This window comes from Nostoc sp. DSM 114159 (assembly GCF_053470285.1).
The window spans coordinates 3,163,451-3,175,083 of sequence record NZ_JBPFEH010000001.1 but is presented as its reverse complement, the minus strand read 5'-3'; the positions used below and the strand labels follow the sequence as shown (position 1 = coordinate 3,175,083).

Sequence of the window (11,633 nt, the reverse complement as noted above, 5' to 3'; positions counted from 1 at the left end):
ACGCTCAACTCGCAACTCTGGTTCCGGGAATAAAAGCCCCCACTATACTGCTTGCAGCTAGTGTGGGAGTATGTCACGAAACTCGACTTTATGATTATAGTGTAACGGGCTGAAGTTGGCTATGAGTAAAATTCGTATCGCTCTGATTGAAGATCATGACCTAACTCGTGTGGGTATTCGTACAGCACTACAGCAAAAGGATGAAATTGAAGTTGTAGGTGAAGCTGCTAATGCTGCTGAGGGTCTAAAAATGTTAAAAATGCTACAACCAGATATTGCCATTGTCGATATTGGTTTACCAGATAAAGATGGCATTGAGTTAACACGGGAGGTAAAATCTACTACTAATGGCCAGCAGCTAGTTACAAAAGTGTTAATTTTGACGTTGCGGGATAACAAAGAAGCGGTGTTGGCAGCTTTTGCCGCTGGTGCAGACTCTTACTGTATGAAAGATATCAAATTTGATAATTTGCTGGAAGCAGTACGAGTAACTTACAATGGCAACGCCTGGATCGATCCAGCGATCGCTCGGATTGTATTACAACAAGCGCAACAAAATCCTCAAAAGTTGGAATCGGCTTTGGTCGATTCCAAGATTATTGTTCCTAACCCAGATTCTTTTGAGAATTTGGAAGAAATTCAACCTTACACCCTGACAGAAAGGGAATTGGAAGTGTTACAGTTGATTGTCGAAGGTTGTAGTAATGCAGTAATTGCGGAAAGACTTTACATCACAGTTGGCACTGTTAAAACTCACGTTCGCAATATTTTGAATAAGCTATGTGCCGATGACCGTACCCAGGCAGCAGTCCGCGCCTTGCGTTCTGGGTTAGTTGGATAAATTTAATTTTGGTGTGGATCGATTGAGGATAATCAAGGGAAACTCACAGCTTTGAAAAGTTATATTTTCAAAGTAAATGACTTCTCTGATTTTCTCTTATTTATTAGGTGAGATAAACATCATACTATCTCGCCATTCAAATATATGAAAACAAAAGTCAAATATGGCTGAGATTGTTACGGACAAACCTAAGCTCATGGTGGTAGATGATGAGCCAGATAACCTAGATTTACTCTACCGCACTTTTAGGCGAGATTTTCAAGTATATAAAGCCAATCATGCCTTTGGTGCTTTGGAAATCTTGAATCAATTTGGCGAAATGGCGGTAATTATTTCTGACCAAAGAATGCCAGAAATGAATGGGACTGAATTTTTTAGTCGCACCGTAGAGCGGTTTCCAGACACGATTCGGATTTTGTTAACTGGTTTTACTGATGTTGAAGATTTGGTAGATGCGATTAACTCCGGTCAGGTATTCAAGTACATTACCAAACCCTGGAATCCAGAACGGCTCAGAAGCTTAGTTGAGCAAGCTAGTGATACATATCGCCTAGTTAAGAAGCGCACCCAAGAGTTGCGTCGGGCCCTACGGCGAGAATCTTTGTTTAATGCGGTAACAACAGCGATTCGGGAATCTTTAGACTACGATAGTATGCTGCAAAAAATTGTCGCAACTATTGGAGAAACATTTGAAGCTACCAGTTGCTTGCTCAAACCAGTAGAGGGCGATCGCCTCACACAAGACGAGTTTTTCTACCGCGATCCGAAATCCGATCTATTAGATTCCTCCTTCGACTCCAGTGTTTTAACAGAAAAGGTGCTGGAAACCCGTCATTATCAACTTGCTCAAGATATATATGACGGTAATCCTGGTCATCACCTAGTTGTGCCACTTAGCTACCATCAGCATCTGTTGGCTGTGCTAACCCTCCACCAATGGGGACGCGATCGCCCTTGGGAAGACGAAGACATCCAACTAATTGCAGGTGTTGCCGAACAAGCAGCCTTAGCTCTCTCCCAAGCAAAATTCTACCAACGCCTCCAAGAAAAGCAACAGCAGATTCACACTGAGTTAGAGGTGGCTCGCCAAATTCAATACAATCTGCTACGCCAAAGTTTACCTGACATTAAAGGTGTGAAGGTACAAGCCTGTTGTTATCCAGCGCGAGAAGTAGGAGGCGATTTTTTTGAAGTTTTTGTCCATCCCAAAGGCGACTTGTGGTTAGCGGTGGGTGACGTTTCTGGCAAGGGCGTCCCAGCAGCTTTATTTATGGCTAGTATTATTTCAGTTTTGCGCCGAGAATTATCTCAAGAGACACCAGCAGAGCCGAATGTGGTCATGCAGAACCTCAACCACGCTCTCAGTGAAGATTTAATTAGCAACAATTATTTTGTCACTCTTGTGTTAGCTTGTTATACCCCTAGCACAAAAGAACTGGTCTACACTAATGCTGGTCATATTTACCCAATATTATGGTCACGCCAAGGTGCTTTAGTCGAAAATCCCAATTACCTGAAAGTTCGCAGCGTTCCTTTGGGGATTTTGCCTAAGTGGCAGGCACAGTCTGGTCGCTTGGTTCTCGCTGCTGGAGACACATTGTTACTAGCCAGCGATGGAATTACAGAAGCAATGGTATCAAATAATCCTGATTCAACAGTAAAAACTGAGGTTGGGGTTGAGTCAGTAAACCGTTCGATGCTGAATCAAGATGGTCTTTGGCAACTCTTACAACAAGAGCAACAACCACTTTCTCTTAACCATTTACTAGCTCGCATCCAGGCAGATAATAACGTTCAAGAAGACGATCAAACTATACTTTCACTGGAGATTTTGTAAGTCATGAAAAGTGAGCTTCATGTACCAAGCGACTTGAATTTTCTAAATATTGTTGAAAACTGGTTGTTGGGATGTTTGAAAATTCAGCTAGGGGAATCTGTGGATTGGTCGCGACAATCAAGTCGTTTGAGACTGGCTTTAGTGGAAGCCTACTCTAATGCAGTCCGTCATGCCCACAAGGAGCAACCAAATTTACCCATATTGCTGCGTTTAGAAGTGAAAGACCGGGATTTTGCCTTAGAAATTTGGGACTACGGCGAAGGCTTTGATATGTCTAACTACTACGCTCCAAACCCGATGGAAAAGCAAGAAGGTGGTTATGGTTGGCTGATTATGAATCGTCTCATGGATAAAGTAGATTACAAGTTGCAGGTTAATGGTGCTAACTGTCTGAAGTTAGAAGCTACTTTACCTGAATTAGTCCAATAGACAAAAGTTATACCAATTCACGCATTCAAAATGACGCTCTCTACGAACGCGAAGAGCCTGTCGCAGACAGACGCTAAAAGCGTAGCTTGCTTGCCCGTAGGGGTACGCGGACTCGCTTGCCGCTGGTTCTAACAAAATTCATGCATTAAGAAAGCCAGACAGAACAAAGGTATGTCCGTATGTATCTGTCGCATTCTTTTTTCAAATTGGTATTACTATTTTTCAAGTTATGCATTTATGAGGAAGAATTCAGAACTCAGGAATCAGAATAAAGCCATGAATCCTATGTAACTGGGTGATAAATATTGGTTTAAAACTTTGCCCTTTGTAGTTATTTGCTATTTACTTTTCACGACGTAAATTAAGTAACTCTTGGGGGGAAGCTAAAAGTTTGATTCTAATATAAGAAATTTGCCGTTGTTGGTTGAGAATAAATAACCACAAGACATTGACACTACACCACGAAGTTTGTGCTTTGCCTGTTACCTGGACTTGGATATCTCCATTTTCTAAAGTCTCGGCTATTCCTGTGTTCGGGTAAGCTTTGATGTTTTGACCTTCTTGTTTTAAGTAGGCTGCGATCGCATCTGTCCCGACAAGATCGGATTCAAATGGCGGACGCATCACACCATCTATCGCAAATAAGGCAGCAGTTGCCTCAAATTCTCCTGCATTTAAGGTTTCAAAATAACGCAGTACGCTTGATTCTGTAATTCCCTCAATCTGGAATTCTGCTTGAAACTGCGCTGGCGATATAAATTCAGCAGAGGTCATAAAATTACCTGTATTATCCTATCTGAATATTAATTTCAATACAAAAATAAGTAAAAAAAAAGCTGCTATTGAAATAGATTGCTACATCTTAATAAATCTTCCTAACGATAGAAGTTTTGAACTACTGTGCAGTTTAAGACAGGCTATATATCGGGCAGTTAAAAAATCTTAATTAAAGGTATTGGCTACATCATATATAATTAAAACGCCTTTATTTAGGCAAAATCCAGATAAAAAAAATGAATCAGTATTCTGTAACGAGCAGCAGTCTAGTGAAAGAAAAAGCCAGCGAGTTGGGCTTTCACAAAGTTGGAATTACTGCTGTAGATCGGGTAAATGCCACAGAAGCGCAGAGGTTGCAAGCATGGATTGAACTAGGTTATCACGCTGATATGAAATGGATGGCTAATCCAAAGCGTCAGGATATCCGTTTAGTGATGCCAGAGGTGCGATCGCTAGTGTGTGTAGCGCTGAATTACTACACACCACATCAACGTCCTGAAAGTGAGGAATACGCCAAAATTTCCCGTTATGGTTGGGGAAGGGATTATCACAAGGTGATGCATAGAAAACTCAAGCAGCTATCTATTTGGCTAAAATCACTCGATCCAGGCGTATTAGCTCTTTATTATGCAGATACTGGCCCCGTGCAAGATAAAGTGTTGGCACAACTTGCCGGAATTGGTTGGATTGCCAAGAATGGTAATGTGATTACACCAGAATATGGCTCTTGGGTATTTTTGGGAGAAGTGTTGACCAATTTAGAATTAGAGAGCGATCGCCCACACACAGAACACTGCGGTAGCTGTACTCGTTGTCTTCAGGCTTGTCCTACAGGTGCAATTACTCAGCCTTTTGTTGTCGATGCTAATCGCTGCATTGCTTATCATACCATTGAAAATCGTGACAAGGAATTGCCAGAGGCGATCGCACCTCATTTGCAAGGTTGGGTTGCTGGTTGCGATATTTGCCAAGATGTTTGTCCTTGGAATCAACGTTTTGCCCAAACAACTGATATTGAAGAGTTTCAGCCAAATCCAGTGAATATTGCTCCCCACCTGCTAGAATTAGCCCAAATCTCAGATCGGGAGTGGGATAAACGATTTCCAGCATCTGCCTTGCGGCGGATTAAGCCAGAAATGTTACGACGCAACGCCCTAGCTAATCTTGACGCATCCAAGCAGAAGAATGACCCAGAAAGTAATTATTTTTGATTTTGATGGCACAATTGCTGATACAGTAGATGCCCTTGTAAGTATTGCTAATCGTTTAGCTATAGACTTTGGTTATAAACAAATAAGCCCAGAACAATTAGCCTTTCTCAAAAACTTAACATCTAGGGAAATCATTAAGTACTCAGGAGTTTCTCTATTTAAGATCCCTTTTCTAGTTAAACAAGTTAAAGGGGAATTAAAAAACAAAATACCAGAATTAAAGCCCATTCTGGGTATTAAGGAAGCATTAACAGAACTCCAAAATCAAGGATATAAACTGGGTATTATCACTTCTAATTCTAAAGAAAATGTTACGCAATTCCTCACAATCAATGATTTAAATCACCTATTTGATTTTATTTACTCAGGAATTACAATTTTTGGCAAGACAACTATTATAAATAATGTCTTGAGGCAAAAGCAACTCAAACCTCAAGAGGTTATTTATGTTGGAGATGAAACCAGAGATATAGAAGCATCAAAAAAAGCAAATATCCAAGTGATTGCAGTCACTTGGGGCTTTAACTCACCGGAAGTACTAGCCAAGCAAAATCCAGATTATTTAATTCAGCAACCTAGCGAACTACTAGAAGTGATGAACAGTCGTTAATTAATAAATAGTCAAATAGTTAAAAGCGGATGAACAATCGATCCAAACACTAGAGTGGGCAATGTCTACCAATACTGAGAACTTCAATTTTCATATTGGTGACATTGCCCATCTGACAAAATAGCAAAATATCAGGGAAAATTAATTTTTCCGTTCACCCTTTTCCAAAGCTTCTTCTACTAAATCATCACTAACATCGGTTACAACCTCAGTCTGAGAATTCCCAACTTCTTTTGCTGACTCTTTAAAATCATCAGGATTGCCAGTTGACTGAGTTTGAGTTGTTGTCTTTTGTGGCTGAGAGGTTTTCTGTTCAGGTGCAGTAGCTGCTTCGGCTGCTGCTGCACCTTTACCTGTGCGATCGACTTCACTTACGCTGAATTTTTGTGCAGCTGTATAATCAGCATCAAAATCCACCGTTGGCGCTTCTTCTTCACCACTAGCTATGTTATCGGCAGCTAATTGTGCATCCTGGGTGGAAGCTTCATTTAAATTGGGCTTCACTTCTTCATCAGGCATAATTAAAACCTTAGGTAAATTTTTTATTGCTTCAGAGCGATTATAGCCAAGTAATGTGCTGCTTTCTTGCTTCCTGGGGGAGACTTTTACCTCTATTAAAAGGTAGATTAAAGCTAGAATTTCCAATTAATTTAACTATTTCTATCGGTAGTAGAATCTGACGATCAAACTTTGATACCACTTAGTTTGGCCTATTAAATTATTTTGGAGACAAACAATAATGACTGCAAGTTACGATAAAACTATTTCTCAAGCTCAGAGCAATGAAACTCAAAAATTGGTGGATGCGTTTAACGCCTTAGATACCGATGCCAAATTAGCCTGGTTCTATTTTGTTTATAAAAAAATGGGTGATTCTATCACACCAGCTGCCCCTGCTGCGGCCGAACCAGAGTTAGCACCACTTCTACTAGGAGATTATTTTAAATTATCCGACGATGAGCAACTAGAAATTATGCGGGATATTGTTAACCGCAAAGACACAGAATATTCTCGTGCTTATGGGGCGATAAAAGAAAATAACCAGTTGCTAGTTTGGTATGCTTGGGCGGTAGCTATGGGAGATACAGTGGTTGGAATACCAGCTAGCTACCAGCCAAGTAAGGCAGTTAACGATCTGCTTTCCCAAATTGAAGGACTAGATTTTGAAGAGCAAATGTCAGTGTTTCGGACAATAGCTGGTGAAGTAGGTTACACCGATGTTAAGCCGATCGCAACGCAAGCAGAAACTGGGAAAACATCAAGTTTATAATCTTCACTTGGCGACTAGAGTCGCTGCAACACAAACTAAAGTCCGCCTCTGCGGACTTTTAGAACTTACGAGACAGCTAACTGACTCAAGTCGGCTGGGGTGAGGTTGGAGTGTACTACTTGACCATCACGGAACCAAACGATGCGCTGGGTTTGACGGGCGACTTCTGGTTCATGTGTCACCATGACAACTGTAATTCCACTGGCATTGAGTTCGCCAAAAATATCTAAGACTTCTTGGGTTGTGCGCGAATCAAGTGCGCCTGTAGGTTCATCGGCGAGGAGTACCAGGGGACGATTGACGATCGCACGGGCGATCGCTACTCTTTGTTGTTGTCCGCCAGATAGTTGAGTGGGTTTATTGTTGAGGCGATTTGCTAAACCTACTCGCGTCAAGGCAACTGTAGCGCGATCGCTTCTTTCTTTCGGATTCACACTAGCATAAACCATTGGTAGCATCACATTTTCTAATGCTGTGAGTTGAGGTAATAAATGGAATTGTTGAAAGACAAAACCCAGCTTTTTATTACGGATGTGTGCCAAGGATTTATCATCCATTTGCGCCACATCAATATTATCTAAATAATAATGTCCGCCTGTGGGTCGATCTAGACAGCCGATAATATTCATGGCTGTAGATTTACCTGAACCAGATGGTCCCATAATTGAACAATATTCGCCCTCGTGGATAGTTAAATTCACATCGCTAAGTGCTTTAACTTCAGTTTCGCCACTGCCATATATTTTAAAGATATTCTCTAAACGAATAATTGTTGATTTAGGAACGGGATTAGGAACTAAAGAATCGGTAATTGAAATAGTGTTTGCCATAAGGATTTAGTTATTAGGTGGTAGAGATGCAATTATTATAAAAATTTGATTAATCCATAAGACGGGTTAACTAAGGAATCATTGCTACCTTAATTACTTTACGCGCTTTCATTTCACAAAACACCTGTTCTAAATCTTTTAATGGTCGTTGTTCGCTAATAAGTAACTCAAAGGGAATTTTGCGACTAGCTATGAGTGCAAGGGCCGATCGCACATACTCTGGTGTATTATGAAACACGCCTTTGATAGTAAGTTCGCTATAGTGTAGCTGTTCTGTATTCACAGTAATGCTGGTATTTCGTGGACATCCACCGAATAAGTTGACTGTTGCACCAGGACGGGCGCAGGCGATCGCAGTTTCCCAAACACTTGGGACACCGGTGGCTTCAATTACTACATCTGCACCCCATCCTTGGGTAAGTTCTTTCACTACACTGGGAATCTCTGAGATTTGATGATAATTAAAAGTCTGGGTTGCACCCAATTTCTGACCAATTTCTAGTCTGTGGTTATTACCTCCCCACAGCAAAACCTCAGCTTTCTCACTCAACGCCGCCACAAACATTAACCCGATCGCCCCATCTCCTAACACGACTACTTTATCTTTGGGCTTAATATTAGAACGCGCTACACCATGCAACACACAAGCTAAAGGTTCTGTCATCGCTGCCAATTCCCACGGTAACTCATCGGGAATCTGCAACAAATTATGTTCTACTATCGGTGCAGGAATTTTCAAGTATTGGGCAAAGGTACCATTATTCCAGGTCAAATTTGGACATAAGGAATATTCTTGACGTTGACAAAAAAAGCATTTCATGCATGGAGCAGAATTATTAGCGACAACGCGATCGCCTACTTGCCAATTTGTCACTCCTCTACCCAAGGCAACAATTTGCCCAGCCGCTTCGTGACCAAACAGGGTTGGCGGGATTAGCATCCTGGCATGACCACCACGCCGCCAGACTTTTAAATCAGTACCGCAAGTTGTTGCAGCCCCCACTTGGATTACAACCTCTCCAGCCGCCGGAGTCGGGTCAGAAACTTCCTCTAGGCGTAAATTTTCTTGACCATAAAGTAACGCTGCTAACAAAACTTTAAACCTATTAATTAGCTCCATCCGATTTTATCAGTTGAGGCTTATTGATAGGTTTAAACTAAATCAGTATTGATTTTTAGTAGCTTTTATATATTCAAAAACTAGGTATTCACCGCTGGCTGAGGAACTACTCCGGTGTTTCGGGTTTCCACATTAGGCAGGCGAGTAGCAGTTAACAGCGGTACTTCTTGTCGGCATGACAGGCAAAACCAATAGAGTTCACCATGACGGGCATGACGCAGGAGGGAACCACCGCAGCATGGGCAAGTGTTGGCTCTCGTACTCATACCAATGTCCTCCTTAAAAAATTGTTGTTTTAAACTAAGTCAAAAAAGCAGTTGATTAAAACTGAATGTTAGCTGCATGAATGCGGCCATTCGATTCTATGCGGTCTTTTATAATTTGTCTGTAAACAGCTTCATATCCGTTAACCATTTGGCTAACGCTAAAGTTGTTTTCTACGTATTTTCGACAGGTTTGACGATTAAGTTCCAAAGCTGGTGGAATCATTGCCGCCATTTCTGCATAGCTATTGCAGATAAAACCTGTTTTACCGTGGGCAATAACTTCAGGTACGGAGCCGAAATTCATAGCAATTACTGGCGTACCACTTGCCATTGATTCAATCATTACTAAGCCAAAAGGTTCTTGCCAGCTGATGGGAAAAAGAGTTATCGCAGCATTACCCAGAAGTTCAGTTTTTTCAGTGTGGTTAATTTCACCGAGATATTCGATCTGCTCGCTGTCTATGTGAGAGACAATCTCTTTTTCAAAAAACTCCGAGTTTTCTGCATCAACCTTTCCTGCCATCTTCAAGCGCCAACCACTTTGTTTAGCAATGGCGATCGCATGGTGGGGGCCTTTATCTGGCGAAAAACGACCTAAAAATGCTAAATATGGAGGTTCTAAGGGTTGAGCTACAAATGGATAATCTGCTAACTCAATTCCGTTATAGACCGTGCCAACATAATTAAGATCGATTTGACGCTGCGAATTACTAATGCTGATGTATGGTTGCTTTTGGTAATAAGTAAATGCGTGACGGTTGTCAGTTGTAAAATTATTGTGCAGAGTGTGGACTGTAGCAGTTGCTGTTATCAAATTCGCTAAAGGTAATGCCGAAATTCCTACATGAGAATGGATGATATCGAATTGGTCGGCACGCTGGTAAACTTGGCTTAGTTCTAACATTTCATACACTGCATACTCTTTCACATTTGGGTCTAAGCGTAATGCACGTGGATAAACTGCTTCTAAATGAGCCAAAGTTTGAGAATCACCAGAGGCAAATAAAGTTACCTCATGACCGCGACGAACAAGTTCATCAGTCAAGCGACTCACTACCAATTCTATTCCTCCATAATTAGGAGGTGGAACCCTTTCCCATAAGGGGGCAACCTGAGCGATTTTCATAAGTTTTTCTGGTTCAGTCTATGAAATTGTCCTCAACATAATGAGCAACATCATTATTTTATGAGTAAAGAGCATTTGTACTTACTCTTTTGACATTTAAATTAACCTAACAGGCTATCAAAAGCGCAATAACGGTTAACCGTAACGCAAAATTGCTGCCAACAAATCTAACTGACTATCGGCAAAAGTCAACTCTGAGCTACACTTCTAACCGTATAGCTAACCTATTATTTGTTGCATCTGTCTTGGGGATCATAAAGAGGTAGAATGTTTTGTAGCAGAACTTACAAAATTGAATATTTGGTAGCTGACAATACTAAAATATTCAATGGGATCAAGCCATTAAAGCTTCATTTAAAGGTAATTGGGAAAGATAACAGTAAATATAAATATTAAGTAACTGTACAATAATTACACAATTTGTAATTAGTAATTTACAAAAATTCTGATAATTAACTAATGAAAATCGCTACTTGGAACGTCAACTCAATTCGCACTCGCCTTGAACAGGTTATCGATTGGTTAACCCTAAATCCTGTTGATGTTCTCTGCTTGCAAGAAACCAAAGTTGTGGATGCTGAATTTCCGCGATCGCCTTTTGAGCAGTTAGGGTATAACCTTTATATGTCAGGGCAAAAATCTTATAACGGTGTAGCCCTGATTAGCCGCCAACCACTCCTAAATGTCAGTAGCGGGTTTAGGGCGATTTTGCCAGATTTACATCACGAATGGGACGAGCAAAAGCGCGTGATTACAGGTGTAATTGATGGCGTGCGGATTGTAAACTTATATGTTCCTAATGGCGCAGCGGTAGGAACGGAGAAATACGAATACAAACTGCGTTGGTTGACAGCGCTACACGAGTATTTGCGATTGCTGGTGTTGTCAGAATCCGCAATTTGTGTCTGCGGCGACTTCAATATCGCCTTGGAAGATAAGGATATTCACGAGCAAGTGAGTACAGAAAATCACATTATGGCAACAGAAACAGAGCGCCAAGCCTTACGGGATATTCTGAAATTGGGATTTGCCGATGCTTTTCGCAAATTCACCACAGAAGGTGGAAATTATAGCTGGTGGGATTATCGCTCTGCTGCCTTCCGTCGTAACTTAGGTTGGCGGATTGACCATCACTATCTCACGCCCATCCTGTATGAGCGTGCTACAAGTTGCATTATTGATGTCGCGCCGAGAAAATTAACTCAACCTAGCGACCATGTGCCGGTAATTGTGGAATTTTGAATGGAGATTGGAGGAGCAGCACTTCGGCTACGCTCACTGACCAGAAAGCAGGTGGTCACTGAGCGTAGCCGAAG

General features: G+C 41.3%; 13 protein-coding genes. 7 read left to right on the top strand and 6 right to left on the bottom strand.

Annotation, left to right across the window (positions count from 1 at the left end; all coding sequences use genetic code 11):
- Nucleotides 1–121 precede the first annotated feature (121 nt).
- The 3 genes from ACR5KR_RS13050 to ACR5KR_RS13040 all read left to right on the top strand — a co-directional run bounded on the left by ACR5KR_RS13050 (nt 122) and on the right by ACR5KR_RS13040 (nt 3,107).
- A complete protein-coding gene (locus ACR5KR_RS13050) occupies nt 122–841 on the top strand; it encodes a response regulator (RefSeq protein WP_448266805.1) in 720 nt (239 codons plus the stop codon).
- Between the two features lie 163 nt (nt 842–1,004).
- On the top strand, nt 1,005–2,678 hold the full coding sequence (locus ACR5KR_RS13045; protein WP_445626163.1) for a SpoIIE family protein phosphatase: 1,674 nt from the start codon (nt 1,005–1,007) through the stop codon (nt 2,676–2,678).
- A gap of 3 nt (nt 2,679–2,681) precedes the next feature.
- A complete protein-coding gene (locus ACR5KR_RS13040; RefSeq protein WP_334912929.1) occupies nt 2,682–3,107 on the top strand; it encodes an ATP-binding protein in 426 nt (141 codons plus the stop codon).
- A gap of 342 nt (nt 3,108–3,449) precedes the next feature.
- Here the strand turns inward: ACR5KR_RS13040 and ACR5KR_RS13035 are convergent, their stop codons facing one another.
- A complete protein-coding gene (locus tag ACR5KR_RS13035) occupies nt 3,450–3,881 on the bottom strand; it encodes a ketosteroid isomerase family protein (RefSeq protein WP_445626164.1) in 432 nt (143 codons plus the stop codon).
- Nucleotides 3,882–4,120: 239 nt separating this feature from the next.
- On the opposite strand from ACR5KR_RS13035, the gene queG reads away from it, so the two are divergent.
- Together queG and ACR5KR_RS13025 are read left to right on the top strand one after the other, a co-directional pair.
- A complete protein-coding gene (gene queG, locus ACR5KR_RS13030; RefSeq protein WP_445626165.1) occupies nt 4,121–5,095 on the top strand; it encodes a tRNA epoxyqueuosine(34) reductase QueG in 975 nt (324 codons plus the stop codon).
- The gene (locus tag ACR5KR_RS13025) at nt 5,070–5,705 is read left to right on the top strand and encodes an HAD-IA family hydrolase (RefSeq protein ID WP_322697244.1); all 636 of its coding nucleotides are present in this window, start codon (nt 5,070–5,072) and stop codon (nt 5,703–5,705) included. Before queG ends, ACR5KR_RS13025 begins: the two co-directional genes overlap by 26 nt.
- A gap of 141 nt (nt 5,706–5,846) precedes the next feature.
- On the opposite strand, the gene ACR5KR_RS13020 is transcribed toward ACR5KR_RS13025, so the two are convergent.
- On the bottom strand, nt 5,847–6,224 hold the full coding sequence (locus ACR5KR_RS13020) for a hypothetical protein (protein ID WP_448266804.1): 378 nt from the start codon (nt 6,222–6,224) through the stop codon (nt 5,847–5,849).
- Between the two features lie 220 nt (nt 6,225–6,444).
- On the opposite strand from ACR5KR_RS13020, the gene ACR5KR_RS13015 reads away from it, so the two are divergent.
- Nucleotides 6,445–6,975 (top strand): orange carotenoid protein N-terminal domain-containing protein, encoded by a 531-nt coding sequence (locus tag ACR5KR_RS13015; RefSeq protein WP_445626168.1) that lies wholly within the window; start codon nt 6,445–6,447, stop codon nt 6,973–6,975.
- A gap of 65 nt (nt 6,976–7,040) precedes the next feature.
- Here ACR5KR_RS13015 and ACR5KR_RS13010 read toward each other — a convergent pair whose 3' ends face one another.
- The 4 genes from ACR5KR_RS13010 to ACR5KR_RS12995 all read right to left on the bottom strand — a co-directional run bounded on the left by ACR5KR_RS13010 (nt 7,041) and on the right by ACR5KR_RS12995 (nt 10,317).
- Complete coding sequence (locus ACR5KR_RS13010) at nt 7,041–7,805, bottom strand: ABC transporter ATP-binding protein (protein WP_448266803.1); 765 nt, start codon at nt 7,803–7,805, stop codon at nt 7,041–7,043.
- A gap of 70 nt (nt 7,806–7,875) precedes the next feature.
- Complete coding sequence (locus tag ACR5KR_RS13005; protein WP_448270187.1) at nt 7,876–8,898, bottom strand: zinc-dependent alcohol dehydrogenase; 1,023 nt, start codon at nt 8,896–8,898, stop codon at nt 7,876–7,878.
- Between the two features lie 107 nt (nt 8,899–9,005).
- Complete coding sequence (locus ACR5KR_RS13000) at nt 9,006–9,191, bottom strand: hypothetical protein (protein ID WP_104909358.1); 186 nt, start codon at nt 9,189–9,191, stop codon at nt 9,006–9,008.
- A gap of 55 nt (nt 9,192–9,246) precedes the next feature.
- Nucleotides 9,247–10,317 carry a glycosyltransferase family 4 protein gene (locus tag ACR5KR_RS12995; protein ID WP_448266802.1) on the bottom strand — a complete coding sequence of 357 codons (1,071 nt, stop codon included), beginning with the start codon at nt 10,315–10,317 and terminating at the stop codon, nt 9,247–9,249.
- A gap of 459 nt (nt 10,318–10,776) precedes the next feature.
- Here ACR5KR_RS12995 and xth point away from each other — a divergent pair, with 459 nt between their 5' ends.
- Nucleotides 10,777–11,559: an exodeoxyribonuclease III gene (xth, locus tag ACR5KR_RS12990; protein ID WP_322738259.1), complete on the top strand. Its 783-nt coding sequence runs from the start codon at nt 10,777–10,779 to the stop codon at nt 11,557–11,559.
- The last annotated feature ends 74 nt before the right edge of the window (nt 11,560–11,633 follow it).